Origin of the sequence: Streptomyces sp. NBC_01264, assembly GCF_026340675.1 — a bacterium.
Classification (GTDB): Bacteria; Actinomycetota; Actinomycetes; order Streptomycetales; family Streptomycetaceae; genus Streptomyces.
Window position 1 is genome coordinate 1,384,475 of sequence record NZ_JAPEOX010000002.1, and the last position, 20,195, is coordinate 1,404,669.

General features: G+C 72.3%; 24 protein-coding genes and 1 tRNA gene. 7 read left to right on the plus strand and 18 right to left on the minus strand.

Annotation, left to right across the window (positions count from 1 at the left end; all coding sequences use genetic code 11):
• Positions 1-41: 41 nt before the first annotated feature.
• Both OG435_RS39240 and OG435_RS39245 read right to left on the minus strand, forming a co-directional pair.
• On the minus strand, positions 42-452 hold the full coding sequence (locus tag OG435_RS39240) for a VOC family protein (RefSeq protein WP_266884605.1): 411 nt from the start codon (positions 450-452) through the stop codon (positions 42-44).
• A complete protein-coding gene (locus tag OG435_RS39245) occupies positions 449-751 on the minus strand; it encodes an ArsR/SmtB family transcription factor (protein ID WP_266884607.1) in 303 nt (100 codons plus the stop codon). The genes OG435_RS39240 and OG435_RS39245 overlap by 4 nt, the downstream gene beginning before the upstream one ends.
• Before the next feature lie 267 nt (positions 752-1,018).
• On the opposite strand from OG435_RS39245, the gene OG435_RS39250 reads away from it, so the two are divergent.
• Both OG435_RS39250 and OG435_RS39255 read left to right on the plus strand, forming a co-directional pair.
• The gene (locus tag OG435_RS39250; protein WP_266884609.1) at positions 1,019-1,612 is read left to right on the plus strand and encodes an RNA polymerase sigma factor; all 594 of its coding nucleotides are present in this window, start codon (positions 1,019-1,021) and stop codon (positions 1,610-1,612) included.
• Positions 1,609-1,881: a hypothetical protein gene (locus tag OG435_RS39255; RefSeq protein WP_266884611.1), complete on the plus strand. Its 273-nt coding sequence runs from the start codon at positions 1,609-1,611 to the stop codon at positions 1,879-1,881. The genes OG435_RS39250 and OG435_RS39255 overlap by 4 nt, the downstream gene beginning before the upstream one ends.
• 57 nt (positions 1,882-1,938) lie before the next feature.
• Here the strand turns inward: OG435_RS39255 and OG435_RS39260 are convergent, their stop codons facing one another.
• The 4 genes from OG435_RS39260 to OG435_RS39275 form a co-directional block, all read right to left on the minus strand.
• Positions 1,939-2,727, minus strand: a complete 789-nt coding sequence (locus OG435_RS39260) for a class I SAM-dependent methyltransferase (protein WP_266884613.1) — start codon at positions 2,725-2,727, stop codon at positions 1,939-1,941.
• Positions 2,728-2,746: 19 nt separating this feature from the next.
• Positions 2,747-4,123 carry an FAD-binding oxidoreductase gene (locus OG435_RS39265; protein ID WP_430625821.1) on the minus strand — a complete coding sequence of 459 codons (1,377 nt, stop codon included), beginning with the start codon at positions 4,121-4,123 and terminating at the stop codon, positions 2,747-2,749.
• 132 nt (positions 4,124-4,255) lie between these two features.
• Entirely contained in the window at positions 4,256-4,945 is a 690-nt protein-coding gene (locus OG435_RS39270; protein ID WP_266884617.1) for a PadR family transcriptional regulator, read from the minus strand.
• Positions 4,942-6,594 (minus strand): ISAzo13 family transposase, encoded by a 1,653-nt coding sequence (locus tag OG435_RS39275; RefSeq protein ID WP_430625795.1) that lies wholly within the window; start codon positions 6,592-6,594, stop codon positions 4,942-4,944. Before OG435_RS39275 ends, OG435_RS39270 begins: the two co-directional genes overlap by 4 nt.
• A gap of 127 nt (positions 6,595-6,721) precedes the next feature.
• Between OG435_RS39275 and OG435_RS39280 the strand changes: the two genes are divergently transcribed.
• Positions 6,722-7,615 (plus strand): class I SAM-dependent methyltransferase, encoded by an 894-nt coding sequence (locus OG435_RS39280; protein ID WP_266884619.1) that lies wholly within the window; start codon positions 6,722-6,724, stop codon positions 7,613-7,615.
• Here OG435_RS39280 and OG435_RS39285 read toward each other — a convergent pair.
• Positions 7,605-8,735, minus strand: a complete 1,131-nt coding sequence (locus tag OG435_RS39285; protein WP_266884621.1) for an NADH:flavin oxidoreductase — start codon at positions 8,733-8,735, stop codon at positions 7,605-7,607. The genes OG435_RS39280 and OG435_RS39285 overlap by 11 nt on opposite strands.
• Before the next feature lie 95 nt (positions 8,736-8,830).
• Here OG435_RS39285 and OG435_RS39290 point away from each other — a divergent pair, with 95 nt between their 5' ends.
• On the plus strand, positions 8,831-9,358 hold the full coding sequence (locus OG435_RS39290; RefSeq protein ID WP_266884623.1) for a MarR family winged helix-turn-helix transcriptional regulator: 528 nt from the start codon (positions 8,831-8,833) through the stop codon (positions 9,356-9,358).
• A 105-nt stretch (positions 9,359-9,463) separates the two neighbouring features.
• On the opposite strand, the gene OG435_RS39295 is transcribed toward OG435_RS39290, so the two are convergent.
• Positions 9,464-9,540, minus strand: a tRNA-Pro gene (locus OG435_RS39295).
• A gap of 170 nt (positions 9,541-9,710) precedes the next feature.
• Between OG435_RS39295 and OG435_RS39300 the strand changes: the two genes are divergently transcribed.
• The gene (locus tag OG435_RS39300; protein ID WP_266884625.1) at positions 9,711-10,415 is read left to right on the plus strand and encodes a transketolase; all 705 of its coding nucleotides are present in this window, start codon (positions 9,711-9,713) and stop codon (positions 10,413-10,415) included.
• Positions 10,416-10,477: 62 nt separating this feature from the next.
• The gene (locus tag OG435_RS39305) at positions 10,478-11,377 is read left to right on the plus strand and encodes a transketolase family protein (RefSeq protein ID WP_266884627.1); all 900 of its coding nucleotides are present in this window, start codon (positions 10,478-10,480) and stop codon (positions 11,375-11,377) included.
• On the opposite strand, the gene OG435_RS39310 is transcribed toward OG435_RS39305, so the two are convergent.
• The 10 genes from OG435_RS39310 to OG435_RS39355 form a co-directional block, all read right to left on the minus strand.
• Positions 11,364-11,783, minus strand: a complete 420-nt coding sequence (locus OG435_RS39310; RefSeq protein WP_266884629.1) for an MmcQ/YjbR family DNA-binding protein — start codon at positions 11,781-11,783, stop codon at positions 11,364-11,366. The two genes, OG435_RS39305 and OG435_RS39310, sit on opposite strands and share 14 nt — an antisense overlap.
• Positions 11,784-11,864: 81 nt before the next feature.
• Positions 11,865-12,431: a GAF domain-containing protein gene (locus OG435_RS39315; RefSeq protein WP_266884631.1), complete on the minus strand. Its 567-nt coding sequence runs from the start codon at positions 12,429-12,431 to the stop codon at positions 11,865-11,867.
• Between the two features lie 20 nt (positions 12,432-12,451).
• Entirely contained in the window at positions 12,452-13,093 is a 642-nt protein-coding gene (locus OG435_RS39320) for a GTP-binding protein (protein ID WP_266884633.1), read from the minus strand.
• Entirely contained in the window at positions 13,071-13,490 is a 420-nt protein-coding gene (locus OG435_RS39325; protein ID WP_266884635.1) for a DUF742 domain-containing protein, read from the minus strand. The genes OG435_RS39320 and OG435_RS39325 overlap by 23 nt, the downstream gene beginning before the upstream one ends.
• Positions 13,487-13,948: a roadblock/LC7 domain-containing protein gene (locus OG435_RS39330; RefSeq protein ID WP_266884637.1), complete on the minus strand. Its 462-nt coding sequence runs from the start codon at positions 13,946-13,948 to the stop codon at positions 13,487-13,489. Before OG435_RS39330 ends, OG435_RS39325 begins: the two co-directional genes overlap by 4 nt.
• Before the next feature lie 38 nt (positions 13,949-13,986).
• Entirely contained in the window at positions 13,987-15,645 is a 1,659-nt protein-coding gene (locus tag OG435_RS39335; RefSeq protein WP_266884639.1) for a sensor histidine kinase, read from the minus strand.
• Positions 15,646-15,990: 345 nt separating this feature from the next.
• Entirely contained in the window at positions 15,991-17,190 is a 1,200-nt protein-coding gene (locus tag OG435_RS39340) for an MBL fold metallo-hydrolase (protein WP_266884641.1), read from the minus strand.
• A 192-nt stretch (positions 17,191-17,382) separates the two neighbouring features.
• Positions 17,383-18,312 carry an SGNH/GDSL hydrolase family protein gene (locus tag OG435_RS39345; RefSeq protein WP_430625822.1) on the minus strand — a complete coding sequence of 310 codons (930 nt, stop codon included), beginning with the start codon at positions 18,310-18,312 and terminating at the stop codon, positions 17,383-17,385.
• A 109-nt stretch (positions 18,313-18,421) separates the two neighbouring features.
• A complete protein-coding gene (locus tag OG435_RS39350; RefSeq protein ID WP_266884645.1) occupies positions 18,422-18,862 on the minus strand; it encodes an ester cyclase in 441 nt (146 codons plus the stop codon).
• Between the two features lie 164 nt (positions 18,863-19,026).
• Complete coding sequence (locus OG435_RS39355) at positions 19,027-19,566, minus strand: MarR family winged helix-turn-helix transcriptional regulator (RefSeq protein WP_266884647.1); 540 nt, start codon at positions 19,564-19,566, stop codon at positions 19,027-19,029.
• Positions 19,567-19,710: 144 nt separating this feature from the next.
• Here OG435_RS39355 and OG435_RS39360 point away from each other — a divergent pair, with 144 nt between their 5' ends.
• A complete protein-coding gene (locus OG435_RS39360; RefSeq protein ID WP_266884649.1) occupies positions 19,711-20,193 on the plus strand; it encodes a hypothetical protein in 483 nt (160 codons plus the stop codon).
• Positions 20,194-20,195: the final 2 nt, after the last annotated feature.

Sequence of the window (20,195 nt, forward strand, 5' to 3'; positions counted from 1 at the left end):
ATCACCACGCCGACACCAGCCTTGATCCCACATGATCTGGTTCAAGACAGCCCGGACGGCTCCTTCGGTTCGGTCGCGAGCTGGATCAGGTTGCCGCAGGTGTCGTCGAGGACGGCGGTGGTGACGGGGCCCATCTCCAGCGGCTCCTGGGTGAAGCGGACGCCGAGGGCGCGCAGGCGCTCGTACTCCGCCGTGACGTCGTCCACGGCGAACTGGGCGAGCGGGATGCCGTCCTCGACGAGGGCGTCGCGGTAGGTCCTGGCGGCGGGGTGGCCGGCGGGTTCCAGGAGGAGTTCGGCGGCGCCGGGCTCCTCGGGGGAGACCACGGTCAGCCACCGGGCGCCGCCGCCCAGCGGGACGTCGTGCTTCTTCACGAATCCGAGGATCTCGGTGTAGAAGTGCAGGGCCTTGGCCTGGTCGTCGACGAAGACGCTGGTCATGTGGATCTTCATGGGGTGCTCTCTTCCGGTCCGGACGGGTCGGGCGTGGGCCATCGCTCGGCGATCTGGCGCAGCGGGGCGGTGTTCAGGTCGTGGAACTTGTACCGGCCCTCCCGCCTGGTCTCGACGAGTCCGGCGGCCTCCAGCACGGCGAGGTGCTGGGAGACGCCCTGGCGCGAGATGCCGCGCTGGTGCTTCATCGTCAGTCGCGAGCAGATCTCGAACAGCGTCTGCCCGGACTTCTCGGCGAGCTCGTCGAGGATGGTGCGGCGGGTCGGGTCGGCCAAAGCTCTGAAGAGTTCGTCGGCCACCGCTCCAGCATAGGCAAGCAATCACTTGCCTATCAACTCCGGCCCGCCGGTGAATCCTTTTCGGGCCTCCCCGCCTCCTATCCCCGTACCGGCCGAACGGGCCGGTACGGGGACAGGAGGAAACACTCATGATGATCACCAGCCTCGTAGTGATCGGAGCCCTGCTCGTGGGCGCGTGCAGTTGGCATCTGCTGCGTCGCCACAGGAGCCGGACCTGACCGGAACCGGGCACGGGAGACCTTCTGGAACGACTGGAATGAGCAGCGCATGAACCAACGCTTCCGCTGGCCGGACGAGCGGCTGATCAGGGCCGCCCAGGACGGCGACGCCACCTCGCTCACCGCGGTCCTCATGGAGTCGCAGCCCCATGTGCGCAAGTTCGCCGTCTCGCTCTGCGCCTCGCCCCAGGACGCGGAGGACGCGGCGCAGGAGGCGCTGATCATCCTCTACCGGAAGATCGGCACTTTGCGGGCCACGGGCGCCCTCGCCTCGTGGATGTTCCGGATCGTGCGCAACGAGTGCCTGCGGCAGCTGCGGCTCGTGGTCCCGCGGAGCGACGGAGCCCCGGACGACGCGACGCCGGCGGAACCGTCCGCCGAGGACTCGGTGCTGCACCGGCTGGAGGCGGAGCGGGTCGCGTCCGCGATCAGCGCCCTGCCCCGCGACCAGCGCCAGGTCCTGATCCTGCGGGACGTCCAGGGCCTGCCCGGCAGGAGGGTCGCCGATGTGCTCGGCCTGAGCACCACCGCGATGAAATCGCGGCTGCACAGGGCACGCGCGGCGCTGCGCCACTCACTGGCAGCGATCGACCGACCGGTCGCACAACCGGTCGCACGAGAGGAAGGAGACGTAGGGCGGTGAACTACGCGAGTACGTCCCTCCCGCGCCACCTGGCGCGCGGCGCCATCGGCTTCGGGCTGATCATCGGCTCGATCGCGCTGGTGCCCGTCGTCGGTCCGGTCGCCCTGCTGGCCGCCCCACCGGCTCTCATCGCCTTCCGCGGCTGCCCCACGTGCTGGATGGTCGGCCTGGTGCAGACCATCTCGCGCGGCCGCCTCGAGCGCCGGTGCGTGGACGGGGTCTGCACCCTCACCAAGGCCCACCCCGCGGCCAGGACTACGGAGACATAGCGGGGCGCGCGGCAGGGCGGGAGCCGTACGGGGGACGGCTCCCGCTCCGCCGCCAGTTCAGCGGGTCGGGCGCCTGCCCCGGCCGTTCCACGCGCGGGCCGTCAGCGCGATCGAGCCGTCGGCCTCGACGGGTACGCGAGCACGCAGACGCTCGCGCAGTGCGTCGTGCCGCTTCCGCGGGAGCGAGGCGAGGTACGACGGCGCGGGCCCTTGCCCGCCCAGGAAGGGAGCCCAGTAGGCCTCGAAATCATCGAAGCGGGTGGGGATGTCGATCGCGTCGACCGCCACGTCCGCCCATCCGCCCGCCCGCAGCAGCTCGGCCAGGGGCCCGGGCGCGCACCAGGGGAACCGGCGGGCCTCGTCCAGTTCCCGGCTGCCCGCGTCCAGGGAGACCGCGGCTTCCCAGAAGGAGCGGATGAGTTCCATGCCTCCCCGGGTGTAGTCCCAGACGTACGCGGCGACCGCGCCGCCGGGGCGCACGATGCGGGCCATCTCGGCCACGGCCCGCTCCGGAGCGGGGAGGAAGTTGAGGACCAGGCCGCTGACCGCCGCCGTGGCCAGGCCGTCCGGGAACGGCAGCCTCGTCGCATCGCCGCGTACGAACCCGGCCCGGGCATCCGTGACGTGCCGCCGGGCGTACCGGACGTAGCCGTCCGACGGGTCGGCTCCCACGACCCGTTCGGGGTCCGCCACCTTCAGGACCGCCTGTGTGACGGCGCCCGTGCCGCAGCCGATGTCCCGCCAGTCGCCGCCCGCGGGGACCTCCAGCCGGCGGACGCACTGCGCCGCCACCTGCCGGCTCCACCGCCCGATGTACGGCTCGTACGCCGCCCCTTCGCCCCACACCGCGGCGCCCGCCGCTCCGCTAGGGCCTGATGTTCTGGTTCAGGTGGAAGAGGTTGCCCGGGTCGTAGGTTGCCTTGACCGCGGCCAAGCGGTCGTAGTTGCCCTTGTAGTTGGCGCGGATGCGGTCCTGATCGTCGTCCGCCATGAAGTTGACGTAGCCGCCCTCCTCCGAGTGCGGGGCGGTGGCCTCGTAGTAGTCGCGGACCCAGGCCGTGTTGGCCTCGTTGTCGGCGGGGTCCGGCCACATGCCCGCGATGACGGTGGCGAAGGAGGCGTCCCGGTACGCGAAGGCCGTGGCGTCCGGGGCGACGCGGTGGCAGGCGCCGTTGATCGGGTAGATGTGGACCGTGGAGTTCACGGCGGGCACCCGGGGGCCGTGCACCAGGTGCGCCTCGATGGCCTCGTCGGTCAGCTCCGTCACGAAGTTGGCCTTCCAGTAGTGCTGGAGGCCGGGCGGCACCAGCGCGTCGAAGGCGCTGTTGAGCGCGGGATACGGCATGACGCCGACATGCTCGGCGACCACCGGGGCGAAGTCGTGGAAGGGCTGGAGCGCGCGCTCGCCCTCCTCCACCGGGCCCGCCCAGCACGACACCATCAGGATGAAGGTGTCGCCGTGCCGGTCCTGCGGGATGAACGGCAGCGGCGGGGCGATCTGGAAGGCCGGGAACCCGCCGAGTTGCTCCGGCGCGTCGGCGATGAAGTCCCGGTAGCCGCGCAGCACGGCGCCGGCGTTGTCCAGTTCGTAGAGGATCGGCCCGCCGTAGATGTCCTTGACGGAGCTGAGCCGGAATTCGAAGGAGGTCACCGCGCCGAAGTTGCCGCCGCCGCCGCGCAACGCCCAGAAGAGGTCCTCGTGCTCCTTCTCGCTCGCCACGACGAGCTGTCCGTCCGCCGTCACCACATCGGCCGAGATCAGGTTGTCGCAGCTCAGACCCAGGCCGCGGTCGAGGTAGCCGATGCCGCCGCCCAGGGTGAGGCCGCCGACGCCGGTGGTGGAGATGATCCCGCCGGTCGTCGCCAGCCCGAAGGCGTACGTGGCCGCGTTGAAGTCGCCCCAGGTCGCGCCGCCTTCGGCGCGCGCCGTCCGCCGTACGGGGTCGACGCGGACGCCGCGCATCGCGGACAGGTCGGCGACGACGCCGTCGTCGCAGGTGCCGAAGCCGGGCACGCTGTGCCCGCCGCCCCGGACGGCCAGGTCGAGCCCGTTCTCCCGGGCGAAGTCGACGGCCGCCATGACGTCGCCCGCGTTGGCGCAGCGCACGACGACGGCCGGCCGTCTGTCGATCATGGCGTTGTAGACCGTGCGGGCCTCGTCGTAGTCCGCGTCCCCCGGAGTGACGACGGTGCCGCGCACCCGTTGGCTCAGCTGCTCCACAGTGAGGTTGCCCATGGCCATCGCTCCTCCTGCCCCGGCCCGGGGCGGAGTGACCTCCAGCGAGCCCAGGGCTGTCCGCCAGTGGATAGGCCCTCAATTCACGCTACGCCGAATGGGTGGAGCGGCAATCCGAACCGCTCAGGCCGTGCCCGCTCAGGCCTTGTCCGTGGCGCTCCAGCTCGCTCGCCGAAGGACCTCGACCAGCTCCTCGGGGTCGGGGGCGGCGTCCGCGGGATCGTCGGGCCACTGCTCGACGATGGCGGTCGCCCACTCGGCCCAGGTGGCGACGAGTCGGTAGTAGTCGGTGAGGAAGCGGCCGACGAGCAGCGTCTGGGCGGCCCGTTCCGGGAACGGGGCCTCGCCGGCGAGATGCGCGTGCGCGGTCGCGGCGTTCCCCTGGTTGCGCTCCTCGGCCCAGGCCCGGGCGCCACGGAGGGTGGCCAGGGTGTCGGCTCTGGTGCCTGAGTCCGCGAAGAACACCTTCAGGAGCTGTTCGGACTCCAGGACCGGCCCGGCGCTCGGCTCGGGAAGCCAGTCGGCCAGCGCGCGCCGCCCCTCGGCGGTGATGCGGTAGACGGTGCGCGGCCGCCGTCCGACCGCTTCGCGCGTCGCCTCGGCCAGGCCGTGGCGGACGAGCTTCTTCGGCTCCTCGTACAGCTTGCTCTGGGCGCGGGGCCAGATGCGGCCCAGGCTCCGGTCCATCTGCTGGGCGAGCTCGTAGGTGCTCCAGGGCCGGACCGAGAGCAGGCCGAGGATCGCGTACGACGTGGTGGTGAGTGCCGGGCCCATTGACATCGCCAGGGGGCTGTCGATTAATAACTCATGGATCTTGGTGGGTGTCATGGGGCTGTGAGGTTGTGTCCGGCGATCTGAGCGAGTTGCTGAGCTGAGGTCACGGTGAGAGGGCCGGTGGGAACGGTGTGGCTGAGTGCGGCGAGGACGGGGGTGGTTTCCCGGAGGGTCGCGCCGATCCTGTTCTTGGTCAGGCCGGTCGCCTCGGCGAGCGGGGCCTGGGCCATGGTCCAGCGCTTGGCGAGAAGAAATACGGTGAGGTGGTCGGCGGCGGAGAGTCGTCGGCCGCCTGCGCCAGGGCCGCCGTCGGGGCGTTTGCCGGGCAGCAGGATGGGCGGGTGTTCGTCGCACCAGGTGCGGTAGCGGGTGACGAGGTCGTCGAAGGCGGCGGGTTCCAGGCCGGTGAGGCTGGGATGCCGGAGCCAGGCGGGAAGCTTGTCGCCGGCGGGGAATCGGCCGAAAGCCCGGTCACGGGGCTGCTGAATGAACGGTGCCAGAGGTTCGGGGCGCAGGGTGTAGTTCCAAGTGCCGTGCCACTCGTGCGGGGTGAGCGGAAGCCGCTCCATGATGTCGTCGGGAACGGTGACGCCGGTGGGGTAGGCGTCGGGGTCGAGTTCGGCGTGGACGGTGAGCCCGGTGCGGGTGCGGGTGGCGCCGATGGTGTTGACGACGACTTCGTGGCTGGTCAGGGGCCTGCCGCGCCAGTTGATGCTGATCTGGGAGAACAGCCGGTGCTCTATCTTGTTCCACTTCGAAGTGCCCGGAGGGAAATGGCACACCGACACTGACAGGCCCGTGGCCAGGGCGAATTCGGCGAGGTGTCGCTTCCAGGCGCGGACCCGGTATCCGTTGGAGCCGCCCGCGTCGGCGGTGATCAGTAGACGGGACGCGTCCGGGTAGCGGTGCCGTCCCTCACCGTCCCACCAGCGACGCAGGGTGGCCACGGCGAACGCCGCGGTATCGCCGTCGCAGCCCACTGAGACCCAGCCGGCGTCCGTGCCGATGTCGTAGATCCCGTATGGCACGGCCTTGAGCGCGCCCTTCTCCGGGAAGTCGTGAGCGCGGACCTCGACCGGCTGCCCGGCCCGGTGCCACTCCCGCCCGCCGACCGCGTACCGGCCCAGGGTCTCCTTCTTCTTGGCATCCACGCTGATCACCGGCTGTCCGTCCGCAAGATGTGCGGTGGCCTGCTCGTTGATATAGCGGAACTGGGCGTCGCGGTCCGGGTGCCGGGCGCCCTCGGTCGTCCGGGAGGTGCCCTGCAGGGAGAAACCCTCGGACCTCAGCAGCCCGGCCACCGTGTCATGGCCGACCCAGTGGCCCTGCCGCGACAGCTCGGCGGCCAGGGCCCGGGTGGACTTCACCGTCCACCGCAGCGGCGACTGCGGATCCCCCCGCTCTTCCGGCTCGACCAGCGCCAGCAAAGCCGGTACCAGGTCAGGATCGATGTCCCTCAGCCGCTTCCGTCCCGCACCCGCCGCCCGAACCCGACCATCGGGCACCGCACCCTGTACCAGCTCCCGCAGCCCGCGCGACACCGTGGACTCCGCCACCCCCGCAGCACCAGCCACCAGCCGAATCCCGCCGTGCCCCCGCACACGGGCGACAGCGCCCAGCACCAACCGCTGCTGACGCTCATCCAGACACGGCAACAACAACGCCAACGTCTCCGCCAGCTCCGACTCGATTCCCTCCGCCACACCGGAATCCTACGGGGCAACCAGCCCCAGAAACCGAGGAGTTATTAAACGACAGCCCCCAGCCTTGAGGCGTATTCCGGAATAGTCTCTTTGGGACTATTTTGCGCCAGCATAGGCGGTGATGGTCATGATCAGCACTCTTCGGGTCGATCCCGCCAACGCCGAACAGGCCCGCGCCTGGGACGGCCATGAGGGCGCGTACTGGGCGGAGCACGCCGATCGGTACGACCGGGCGATGCGCGCCCACCACCCGCACCTCCTCGCCGCGGCCGGCATCTCCGCCGCCGACCAGGTGCTGGACATCGGCTGCGGCACCGGCGAGACCACCCGCGACGTCGCGCGACGGGCGAGCGGCGGCCGGGCCCTGGGCGTGGACCTGTCGGCGGAGATGCTGCGGGGGGCACGGGAGCGTGCGGCGGCCGAAGGACTGCGCAATGCCGACTTCGTGCAGGCCGACGCCCAGGTCCACACCTTCCCCTCCGAGGCGTTCGACGTGGCCGTCAGCCGCAGCGGGACGATGTTCTTCGCCGACCCGGTCGCCGCCTTCCGCAACATCGCCGGCGCGCTGCGGCCCGGCGGACGCCTCGTCCAACTGGTCTGGCAGGCCCCGGCGGAGAACGAGTGGTTCCTCTCCTTCACCCGGGCCCTGGCCGCCGGACGCCCGCTGCCCACGCCCGCATCCGACGCCCCCGGGCCGTTCGCGCTCGCGGACCCCGAGCGGGTCCGGACCGTCCTCGCGGCCGCCGGCTTCACCGGCATCCGGCTGGAACCCCACAGCGAGCCGATGTGGTTCGGCGGGGACTCCGCCGACGCGGAGCGGTTCCTCCTCGGCATGCTCGGCTGGATGCTCGACGGACTCGACGACGAGGGCCGGCGGCGCGCCGTCGAGGACCTGCGAGCCACCCTCACGGCCCACGAAACCACCGACGGCGTCCGCTACGCCTCGGCGACCTGGATCATCCGAGCGACCCGGCCGCCGGCCACCACTACCGCCAGCGCCACCGCCACCGCTACCGGCTGAGCGACTTGAGCGCCGCCGCGTCGTACGGCTTCAGCTCGTCGAAGCGGTTGTCGAGCACCTTCGCCGCCCACTGCGGGTCCTGGAGCAGCGCCCGGCCGACGGCGACCATGTCGAACTCGTCCCGTTCCATGCGGTCCAGGAGGTTGTCGATGTCGCCGAGCGCCGCGCCCTCGCCGGCGAAGGCGCGGAGGAAGTCGCCGTCGAGGCCGACCGAGCCGACGGTGATGGCCGGCCTGCCGGTGAGCTTCCTGGTCCAGCCCGCCAGGTTCAGGTCCGAGCCCTCGAACTCCGGGATCCAGTACCGCCGGGTGGAGGCGTGGAACGCGTCGACGCCGGCCGCCGTCAGCGGGGCCAGGATGGCCTCCAGTTCCTCCGGGGTGTGCGCGAGCCGTCCTTCGTAGGCCTCCTGCTTCCACTGGGAGTAGCGGAAGATCACCGGGAAGTCGGCCGCTACGCGCTCGCGGACCGCGGCAACGATCTCCGCGGCGAACTTCGTACGGGCCACCGCGTCGCCGCCGTAGGCGTCGGTGCGGCGGTTGGTCCGCTCCCAGAGGAACTGGTCGATCAGGTAGCCGTGGGCGCCGTGCAGTTCGACACCGTCGAAGCCGATCCGCTCGGCCTGCGCCGCGGCGTCGGCGAACGCGCCGATGACCTCGTCGAGGTCGGCGCGGGTCATCGCCCGGCCGGTCCCCTCGGTGCCGTCGACGCGGATCCCGGAGGGCCCCATGGCGGGGGCGTCGGCGTACGGCGCCTCGCCCTGCTTGCGCACCATGCCTATGTGCCACAGCTGCGGCACGATCGTGCCGCCCGACTCGTGCACGGCCGCGGCGACCTTCTCCCACCCCGCCAGCTGGTCCTCGCCGTGGAACCGCGGCACCCGGTCGCTCTGCCCGGCGGAGTCGTGCCCGACGTAGGTGCCCTCCGTGACGATCAGGCCCACACCCGCGGCGGCGCGGCTGGCGTAGTACGCCCGCACGTCCTCACCGGGCACGCCGCCCGGGGAGAACTGCCGCGTCATCGGCGCCATCGCGATGCGGTTGGGAACGGTCAGGCCGTTCAGCTTGACGGGCCGGGACAGGATCTCGGCGGCACGGGAGGCGGTGGACGTGGTGACGGTCATTCGGGTCCTCCGGGTTGAGCTGCGGCTCGTCGGATCACGACGAGAAGTGCATAGTACACACGCTATGTATCATGCATATTGCGGCGTCCGCGACAATGGGACGTCAGAAGGAACGGGGAGGCGCAGTGCTGGAGAGACTGGAGAAACTCGAGCGGGAGCTGATGCTCCTCGCGCGACACCAGGTGCTGGCCCGGCGCGAGCGCGACCCCGAGCGCCTGGAACGGTCGGCGTACCTGCTGCTGAGCCGGATCGACACACAAGGCCCCATGTCCATCGGGCAGTTGTCGGAGGCCTTCGCGCTCGACACCTCGACCGTGAACCGCCAGACGGCCGCGCTGCTGCGCTGCGGACTGGCCGAGCGCGTCCCGGATCCGGAAGGTGGCATGGCCCGCAAGCTGCGCATCACGGACGAAGGCGGGCGCCGGCTCCGCGAAGACCGCGAGGTCAACCGGTCCTGCCTGGCCCGGGTGGTCGCCGACTGGTCCCCCGAGGAAGTACGGCAGCTGGAAGACGCCCTGATCCGCCTCAACCGCAGCGCCGAGGCCCTCGAAGGACGGCACTGGCCGCGCACCGAGGAGGACGGCACCCACACCGCGTGCCGGCCGCAGGTACCCGCACCGTAGGAGCCGTCGCGACTGCGGCCTTTCGTGCGCCCCTCACGGGGCCCGGACGCACGAAAGGCCGTCCTCCCATGGATGAGAGAACGGCCTCCGACCTGCGTTTCCGCATGGTCGGGACGACAGGATTTGAACCTGCGACCCCTTGACCCCCAGTCAAGTGCGCTACCAAGCTGCGCCACGTCCCGATACGCGTTGACCTGGGGTTTCCCCTGTTTGAACGCGCAGGAGAACGATACCGCACTTCCGGAGGTGATCGCGCGCACCTTTCCGCCCCGCGCCGGGGCGAGGGGCGCGGCGAGGGCGGGAAGACCGGGGTGGTTGACCTCAAGCGTGCTTGAGGTTGCACGATCGGTCCATGACGCCGACAGCAGCCGCGGACGCCCGGTTCCGCCACGAAGACCTGGGGGCCCTCATGGCCCTCATGACCGGGGCCGAGAAGCACGGTCCCGCCGCCACCTCCACGCTCGACGCGCTGTGGGTGCTCTACGACCGGATCCTGCGGGTCGGGCCCGACAGCGCCGGGGATCCGGGGCGGGACCGGTTCCTGCTGTCGAAGGGGCACGGACCGATGGCCTACTACGCCGTCCTCGCCGCCAAGGGGTTCTTCCCGGTCGACTGGCTCAGCGGGTTCGGCGCGTACGACTCGCCCCTCGGACACCACCCGGACCGGACCCTGATCCCCGGAGTGGAGATCGGCAGCGGGTCCCTCGGGCACGGGCTGCCGCTCGCCGTCGGGAGCGCGCTCGGGCTGCGCGCCCAGGGGCTCACCGACCCGGCCGTGTGGGTGTTGATCGGGGACGCCGAGCTGGACGAGGGGAGCAACCACGAGGCGATCGCGTACGCCGGCTCGGCGGGTCTGGAGCGGTTGCACACGATCGTGATCGACAACGACTCCGCGACCCACGGCTGGCGGGGCGGCGTCGCCTCCCGCTTCGAGGCCGCCGGCTGGTCCGCGGTCACCGTGGACGGCCGGGACCACGCGGCGCTGCACACGGCCTACACCACGCCTCACCCGGGCCGGCCGCACGCCGTGGTCGCCCGGGTCGAGAAGAAGTACTGAAGAAGCCGAAGAAGCCAAGAAGTACTGAAGAAGCAGTAGCCGGCCATCTCCGAGGGGGAGACATGGACACCATGCGCGAACGGTTCATCTCGGTCACGTCGCGGACGCTCGACGAGGATCCGCGGCTGGCCGTGGTCCTTGCCGAGATCACCATGGACGGCTTCCGGCCCGCCCAGGAGCGCCATCCGGACCGGGTGATCAACGTGGGAATCCGCGAGCAGCTGCTGATCGGCGTGGGCGGCGGCCTGGCCCTCACGGGGCTGCGCCCCGTGGTGCACACCTTCGCCAGCTTCCTCGTGGAGCGGCCCTTCGAGCAGGTCAAGCTCGACTTCGGGCACCAGGGCACGGGCGGGGTGCTCGTCAGCGCGAGCGCGAGCTACGACTGGCCGGCCGGCGGGTTCACGCACATGGCGCCGGGCGACGTGGCCCTGCTGGACACCCTGGACGGCTGGACCGTGCACGTCCCGGGCCACCCGGACGAGGCCGAGGCGCTGCTGCGCCACGCCTACGCCGCCGGGGACGAAAAGGTCTACGTCCGGCTCTCCGCGCAGTCGAACACGGCGGCCCGTCCCGTCACCGGCCTGCACTTCCAGACCGTACGGGAGGGCCGTGCGGGCGTGGTCGTCGCCGTCGGGCCCCTGCTCGACAACGTCCTCGCCGCCACCGAGGGCATGGACGTGACCGTGCTGTACGCGCCGACCGTACGGCCCTTCGACGACGCGGCACTGCGCGCCGCCGTCGGGCACGGCCCGGCTGACGTGGTGCTGGTCGAGCCCTACCTCGCGGGGACCTCCACGGCTGCCGCGAACCGGGCGCTCGAAGCGGTCCCGCACCGGGTGCTCGACCTCGGGGTCGGCCGCGCCGAGCTGCGCCGCTACGGCACCATCGAGGAGCACACGGCGGCCCACGGACTCGACCCCGCCGCGCTGCGTGCGCGGATCGCCGCCTTCACCCCGCGGTGAGCGGCCTCCTCGGCCCCGGGCCGTCCAGTTCCGGATGGGCGGCCGCCAGCCGCTTGGGGGCCGCCTGGCGCCAGGCGTCGGTCAGGATCGAGCGCAGCTCGGCGGTGTCCTCCACCGCCGCGAGCCGGACCCGGAGCCACGCGTAGTTGTCGTCGTGGCCGGGCCGTATGAAGAACTTCTCCGGCTCCGCGGCGATCAGCTCCTCGCGGTCCTCCCGGGGACACTTCACCCCGATCGAGGTGTCGTCGTCGGCGAGCGCGGCGAAGATCTTCCCGCCGCTTCCGCCCTTGCGGTCCTTCCCGTTCGCTGCGCCCACTCTGAAAGTGGGCATGCCCCAGGCGAGCTTCTCGCTGCTGCCCGGGAGCGAGAGCGCGATCTCCCGGACGTCGTCCGCCGTCGTGGCCATCCCCCGACTCCTCTCCGACACAGGTACGGACACCGACACCGATGGTGCCTCGTCTCCGACCGTAGACCCGGGCACTGACATTCACCCCCGGGCCGCCCCAAGGGCCGCCGCCCGGTCCTCCCGTCCGTGCAGCAGCTCCACCAGCTCCGCCGCCAGTGCCTTCACCGTCGCGAGCCCCGCCAGCCCCCACCGCCTCGGCACCACGTCCACCACGCACACCGTCCCCAGGACGATCCCGCGCCGGTCGGTGAGCGGCGCGCCCGCGTAGGACCGCACCCCGCTCTCGTCCACGACGGCATTGCCCGCGAAGCGCGCGAAGTCCCGTACGTCCTCCAGCACCAGCGCGCGCCGCCGTACGACCACGTGCGGGCAGTACCCGTGGTCCCGGGGGAGCGCGCGCGCCGGATAGCCGCTTGCCGGGGCGTCGGCCGCGTGGTGCAGGCCGGCGAAGAACTGCCGTTCCTCGCTGATGAAGTTGACGCCGGCGTACGGCGCCGCGAGCTCGTCGGCGACCCGCCGCGCGAACGCGTCCAGCTCACCGTCCGTCCGTTCCCCCAGCCCCAGTTCGCGCAGCCGCAGCACGCGCGCGGGCGCCTCCCGGTCCACCGGTGTGAGCAGCAGGTGTCCGGTCGATTCGTAGTACGTCATGGTGTCTCCCCCACATCACGTCACTCCGCGCGCCGCGCGGACCTCATGGACATCTCGTACTCCGGGTGCGTCGCACGCGTCGGGTGCGACGCGTCGAGCAAGTGGTGGACCAGGGCTGCCAGCACCCCCGTTCCGGAGCTCGGCAGGCGGGCATCGCAGCGCACGACGGGCACCTCCGCGCCGATCCCCATGGCGTCCCGCACCTCGCCGGGGGTGTAGCGGTGCCCGCCGTCGAACTCGTTGACGGCGACGATGTAGCCGACCCTGCGCCGCTCGAAGAAGTCCACGGCGGGGAAGCAGTCGGCGAGGCGGCGCGTGTCGGCGAGCACCACCGCCCCGAGCGCGCCCGTGCACAGCTCCTCCCACAGGAACCAGAATCGCTGCTGGCCTGGGGTGCCGAAGAGGTAGAGCACGTTCCGCTCGTCGAGGGTGATCCGGCCGAAGTCCAGGGCCACGGTCGTGGTCGTCTTCGCCTCGACCCCGTCGAGCGGGTCGGCGGCCTCGCCCGGCCCGCTGAGCAGCTCCTCCGTGCTCAGCGGCTCGATCTCGCTCACCGCGCCCACGAAGGTGGTCTTGCCCGCCCCGAATCCGCCCGCGACCAGGATCTTCAAGGTCGCGGAGGATGCGCGGGCGGCCGGGTCAGAGCCGTTTGCGCAGGCCATCGAGCACCGCCCGGAGCAGGGACTGGTCGTCGTCGGCGAAGGAACCGCCGGTGGGGAAGCACGGCGCCCGCACCGTCACGGCCCCGTGTTCCATCAGGTCGCCGAGGACGACCTTGACCACCACCGCCGGCAGCCTCAGGTGTCCGGCCACCTCGGCGACGGTGACCGCGGCCGAGCCCGCGCACAGCCGGAGCGCGAGGACGTGCTCGGCGCCGAGGGGGCCGCGCGGGCGCACTCCGGTCGCCGTCACCAGCGACAACAGGTCGAGGGCGACGGACGGTCGCGTCCGCCCGCCGCTCGCGGTGTACGGACGGATCACCCGGCCCGCCGAATCGTCCAGCCACGGCGCGTCGCGCGGTCCCCCCGGCGCCGTCGTCCCCCGGGCACGGGCCCTCATCGCTCCGCGCCAGCGGCGGGCCGCCTCGGCGGGGCCGCGAGGTACGGACGGACGCTCTTGACCAGCATGGCCATCTCGTAGCCGAGCACGCCGGCGTCGGCCTCCCGGTCGGCCAGTACGGCCAGGCAGGTGCCCGATCCGGCCGCCGAGACGAAGACGAGGGCGGTGTCGAGCTCGACCACCACCTGCCGGACCTCGGCGCCCTCCGCGAACCGGGACCCGGCGCTGCGCCCCAGGGCGTACAGCCCGGAGGCGAGGGCCGCGAGGTGGTCGGCGCTGTCGGCGTCGAGCCCGTGCAGGCAGGTGACGAGCCCGTCGGCGGTCAGCAGGACCGCGCTGCGCGTGTACGGAACCCGCTGGACCAGGCCGCTGAGCAGCCAGTCGAGGTCCGAGAGCCGCGTGGTCGTCGTACTGATCGTGGTCGCCGTGCTGATCGTGGTCGCCGCTTCGCCGCCCATGGGGGTGCGCTCCTTAGCTGTCGGGTGAGAGGCCGGGGTCACGTCTGGTGCTCCGACTGGGCGAGGCCGAAGCCCCGTTGGAAGGCGGCCATCAGGCCGGGGTCGTGTACGGGCCGCTCCGTGCCCGCGCCGCCGCCGGGCCGGGGTACGGGGGCCTCGCGCAGCTGCGGCGCGAGGTGTTCCTGGGCCCGCCGACGGGGCAGCGGCGGGCGCTCGCCGCCGTCCCTGGCGGCCGGTACGGCGGGGAGCGGCGGCGCGCCGGGCGCCGCGGCGGCCCTCACGGGCGCGGCAGCCGGGGATGCCGCGATCGTGACGCCGGAGGCCGTCACCACCGGTTCCGCACCCATGGGTTCCGCACCCACCGGTTCCGCACCCGCAGAGGGCTCCGGCTGCCCGGGCAGGGGTACCCGTACGGGCTCCAGCCGTGGCGCTCCCGCCCCCTCGCCGGTCCCCCAGGAGGTGGCCCGGGAGCCGCCCAGGGCGTCGGCGGCGCTCGGCGCCTCGGCTCCCATCAGCTCCTGGGGCAGGACCAGTACGGCGAGCACGCCGCCGTAGATGTTCGACTTGAGCTCGACGGCGATCCCGTGCCTGCGGGCCAGCGCGGAGACGACGAAGAGGCCGATCCGCCCGTCGGCCAGCAGGTGCCGGACACTGATCTGGTCGGGGTCGCCGAGCAGGGCGTTCATCCGGTGCGCCTCCTCGGGCGGCATGCCGAGGCCCCGGTCCTCCACCTCGACCGCGATCCCGGCCGTGACCCGCTCCGCGCGCACCACGACATCGGTGTCGGGGGCGGAGAACACGGTGGCGTTCTCGACGAGTTCGGCCAGCAGGTGCACGACGTCGGCGACGGCGTGGCCGCGTACGGAACCGCCGGCGGGGGGCACGACCTTGACCCGGGTGTACTGCTCGACCTCCGCGACCGAGGAGCGCAGTACCTCGCTCAGGTCGACGGGCCGGGTCCACTGGCGGCGCGAGGCCGCTCCGCCGAGCACCGCGAGGTTCTCCGCGTGGCGCCGGATCCGGGTGGCGAGGTGGTCGACGTGGAAGAGCTCCTTGAGCAGGTCCGGGTCCTCGACCGTGTCCTCCAGGTCGTCCAGCAGCGAGATCTCGCGGTGGACGAGGGACTGGAGGCGGCGTGCGAGGTTGACGAAGACCTCGACCTTGCGGTCGCTGTCCGAGGGCGTGACGGGGCCGCCGAGGCGGACCAGGGTCGCGTGGGCCTGTTCGCGGGCGCCGCGCAGTTCCTGGGCGAGCAGCCAGAACTCGTCGATGCCCGCCGTCTCGGGGCCGAAGGACGGCCCGGCCGGCCCGCCGCGCACCGGGCGCGCGGGCAGTTCGCCGCGCTCCAGGCGGTCGGCGGTGGTGTGCAGCTCCTGCCGGCCCCGGACGCTGGAGCGGCGCAGCGCCTCGCAGCGGTCGCGGACGGTCTTAGCCGCGCGCTGGGCCCCGAGCAGGGCGGCCGCGAGCGCGCCGGCGAAGAGCAGGGCGCAGCCGCTGAGCACCGGCCACAGCCGGGGGTCGCGGGCGCCCGCGCCGCCGCCGAGCTGGAGCGCGAAGAGCACCGCGGCGGCGCCGCTGAGCCCGGCGGCGAGCGTGGGCAGCAGGGCGGCGCGGATCAGCTGGGGCCGTATCTGCCGGCCGGGACCGGTGACGGCGTGTCTCGACGGGGAGTGGCGGGCGGCGCGGAGTCCGGACATCGGCGTCCTCGGTAGGTGGGGCCCGGGCCCCGGGCTTCCCGGGATCCGGTGTTGATCACCGGATACCCACGCTAGACCGCACGCTCGGCCCCAGGACGGCGAGTTGGGGAACTTCGCCCGTGCGCTTCCCGCTCCCGATGGAGCGCTCGCACGACAGCCCGAATGCGCCGGGAGCGCACACGCCCCGGCGCCCCACGGGCACGCGCCGCCTCCCGGAGCCCCCGCCCGCACCTCGGCCCCCTCCCGCCCCACCGACGGCGGCCGGCCGCCCGAGGGCCGGCACGGCGGAGCGGGCCCTCCCGTACCGGGAGGGCCCGCTCCGCCGTGGTTTCTGCCCGGGGACTCCTAGGAGCCCACCGCCTCCGGCTCCTCGCGGGTCACGGCTGCCGGCCTCGCGGCCGCGGCGGGGCGGGCCGGCGTGACCGGCGGGGGTGAGCCCGCGGCCACGAAGGGGCGCCACCACGGCGCGCTCGGCGCGTCGGCCGCGCCCGGCTCGAACGGCTGACCCGGCACCGGCAGGGCGATCGCCGCCCCGACGCCCTCGGCGGCGGTCACCGTGCCCTCCCCCGGCTCGTCCCACGGGTGCGGGGCCAGGTTGAAGGTGCCCCAGTGGATCGGCAGCATCGTGCCGCGCGCGGTACCGCCCTGGAGGTCGAGGTGGGCGCGCACGCCCTCCTCGGGCGTCATGTGGATGTCGGTCCAGAACTCCGAGTACGCCCCGATCTGGATCATCGTCGCGTCGAAGGGGCCGTGCGCCGCGCCGATCTCCTTGAAGCCGGAGAAGTAGCCGGTGTCACCGCTGTGGTAGATCCGGTGCTCGTCGCCCGCGACGACCCAGGAGGCCCACAGGGTGAACTGCTGGTTGCGCAGGCCGCGACCGCAGAAGTGCTGGGCCGGGGTGGCGGTGAGCGACAGTCCGGCGACCTTGGTGGTCTCGTTCCAGTCGAGCTCGCGCAGCCGGTCGGCCGGGACGCCCCAGCGCTCCAGGTGCGCGCCGACGCCCAGCGGGACCGCGAAGACCGTGTCCGTACCGGCCAGGGCCTTGATCGTCGGCAGGTCGAGGTGGTCGTAGTGGTCGTGCGAGATCACCACCACGTCGACCTCGCCCAGCGAGGCCAGCGGTACGGGTACCGGGTGCAGGCGCTTGGGCCCGGCGAAGGGGAAGGGGGAGCACCGCTCGCCCCAGACCGGGTCGAAGAGGACCCGGCGCCCGTCGATCTCCGCGAGCACGCTCGAATGGCCCATCCACGTCAGCCGCAGGCCGCTCTTCGGGGGCTTCGAGAGCTCCGCGAGGGTCGTCGGGTAGACCGGGATGGGGGCGCCGGGGCTACGCCGGAGCCGCTGCTCCTTGTGGAAGTAGATCTTGGCGAACTCGGCCATGGACCCGGAGGGTCTGGTCCTGGTCCCGGCCGGGTTCTGGAAGATTCCGTCGGCGAAGTTCGGCGAACGCCGGATCCGCTCCAGCCGGGCACCGGACGGGTCCGCGCCGAAGGCTTCGGGCCGCAGTGCGCGCAGCCGTGGACGCAAGGGACGGGAGCCGGTCAAGGCGCCTCCAGTGTGGGGGGGTGCGGGCAGGGCGTTTTCATGATTACCACCATCCCAACGCACGACACTCCCCAAGGATTCCGCTACGCGCCCACGAACGCGTTCCGCCCCTGCCCGGCCCCCTCTCCCCCGGCCCCTCCGCCTCTCCCCCGGCCCCTCCGCGCACCGCCCCCGCAGCCCCCCGCACCCGCTCTACAGCGGCAGCAGGTCCGGCCGCTTCGGCTCCACATGGTCGCCGGAGGACTCCCCGCGCAGCCGTCGGCCGATCCACGGCACGAGGTGCTCGCGCGCCCAGTGGATGTTGTCGCGGGTGGTGTCCACCGACCCGCGCGGCCGCATCGGCGGCCAGGGCTGGTCCGGATCGGCCGGCGTGTCGAGGCCGAGCACCTGGGCGGCGCGCAGGGCCACCCGGGTGTGCCCCTCGGGCGACAGGTGCAGCCGGTCGTCGTCCCAGGCCCGCCGGTCCTGTATGGATTTCAGCGACCAGAGGTCGAGCACGGGGCACTCGTACCGGTCGGCGATGGACCGGACGTGCGCGCTGAACGTGGCGATCTTGCCCCGCATGTGCTTGAGGACCGGCACGTCGCGGGTGTCGAAGCCGGTGGTGATCACGACCAGGCCGACGGATCCGGTGAGGTCGCGCACGGCCGCCTCGTACCGTTCGGCCACGTCGTCCGGATCGCTGCCGGGCCGGATGATGTCGTTGCCGCCCGCGCAGAAGGTCACCAGGTCCGGCGCGAGCTCCATGGCCCGGGGGACCTGCTCGGCCACGATCTGGTCCAGCAGGCGGCCCCGTACGGCCAGGTTCGCGTAGCGGAAGGCCCCGGAACCGGCGGGCCCTGCGGAACCGGCCGGTTCGCCGGGGCCGCCGGATGAGCCGGGGTCACCGGATGCACGGGATGCGCCGGAGTCACTCGATGCGCCGGAGTGCTCGTACCGCTCCTCGCACCGGTCGGCCAGAAGGACGGCCAGCCGGTCCGCCCATCCGAGGAAGGTGTCCCCCGGTCCCGGGTCACCCACGCCCTCGGTGAAGCTGTCCCCGAGCGCCGCGTACGAGCCAATGGTCTTCGTCTTGGATGTCGTCGTCGCTGCCACGGGACCCCATACTTCACTGCGGATCATGACCTACGCGACCGTAGCCAGGGCCTCACGGACCGTGATCTTCACCACCCCGTGCCCCGGGAATAGCGCACCGGTCGGCGGCCGGCTTCGTGGCCGACGGGGGCGGGCGTCAGTGACCGACGGGGGCGGGCGAGATCTGCTGGAAGAGGCTGATCAGGTCCGGGGCGACCCACTCCTCGGCGATCCGGTCGCCCTCGAAGCGGTAGACCTCGACGCTCCGGTAGCCGACCTGCCGTCCGGTCGCCTCGAACTGCTGGAACGCGCCCCGGTGCGTGCCCTGGAAGTGGACCAGCACCGTCACCTTGTCGCCGACGCCGAACATGTCCCGCACGTCGATCTTCAGGTCGGGGAACGCATCCTTCATGAGCTGCGTGCCCGTCCGCCAGGTCTCCCGACCGCGCAGGGGGTCCGGGGATCCGGGGACGTTGGCGATGAAGTCCTCGCTCAGCAGTTGCCCGGCGGCGTCGATGTCACCGCTCTCCAGCAACCGGTACGCGGTGCGCAGCAGGGCCATGTTGTTCTCGACAGCGGTGATCGCGGTCTCGGTCATCGGGCAAGTCCTCGCGGGTGACCGTCCCGTGAGCTCGGTTCGCCCCGGGCCGGATGTCACCCAGTACAAACCGTGACGTCGCGGCAAGGTCAAACCGGTCGCGGTCCGCTCCCGGCACGCCTTCGTGCCGGTGCGGGCGGGGCCCGGGTCACGGGGTCACCGGGTCACCGCGTCCCGGCGGCGCCGGTGCGGCGAGGGCCCGGCGCCTGGCGACCGCCGCTGCGGCTGGGGCCGGGTGCGGGCAACTCGCGCAGGCGCCGCACGTGCTCCTGCTGGATGTTCCGGCTGAAGGTGAGGAAGTCGGCGACCAGTTCGAGCTGTTCGGCGCTGTAGCGGCCCATGACCTGACGCGTGGAGTCCTCTATGAACGGAGCGATCAGGGCGTAGGTCTTCTCGGAGGCCTCGGGTGTGACGCGCACCAGGGTGCGGCGGCGGTCCGTGGGGTGCGGGGTGCGGGTGAGGTATCCGGCCTTCTCGAGTCGGTCGAGCATCGTGGTGACGCTGCCGGTGGTCAGCCCGAGCTGCGCACTGAGCGTGCTGGGGGCGGCCTCCTCGGTGGCCATGAGGATCTCCAGGCACCGCAGATCGGTCTCGTTGACGCCCAGCAGGCGTGCCGTCTCCCGGTCGTAGTCGTCAACGACCGACTGGTAGTCCTGGACGGCTTTACCCAGCTTTGCCCCGACCCCCTCTTCTTCGCTTGACATTCAAGCCATCTCCGCTCATGGTGGATATCAGTTGCTCGACATTCAAGATACCTGAGATTCGAGGCAACGAGGAAAGTGCGCGACGTACCGGGCGACCGCGCCCGACCGCCCACGCCCTCACACCCCACGGAGAAGAGCACCGCCATGTCTGAAACTGAAACCGCCCTGCCTGAAATCGCCACGTCTGGAACTGCAACGCCTGAAACCGCAACGCCTGAAGCCGCCTTCACCGCCGACGAGCGCCTCGTCCTCCAGACCGCCGCCCACGGCGTCGTCGGCCTGATGGCAGCCGCGGACCCCGGCCTCATCTCCTCCACCCGTTCCGGCATGGCCGGCGGCAAGGCCCTGTCCTCCGCGACCGGCGCCATCGGCCGGGTCCTGGCGCAGAGCCCGAAGGGCATGGAGCTCGGCGGCAAGTCCACCGCCGATGTCGCCGACCAGGTCTTCACCGCGCTGACCTCCTCGATCGCCCTGCTCAAGGCCAAGGCCCCGCAGGAGATCGACAACTTCCGCGACACCATCGCCGTCATCATGGACGCCGCCTCCCGCGCCCACCGGGGCGAGGCCGGTCCCGCCGAGGCCTCCATGATCCGCAAGATCACCGCGACCCTCGACGCCGCCGCCTGACA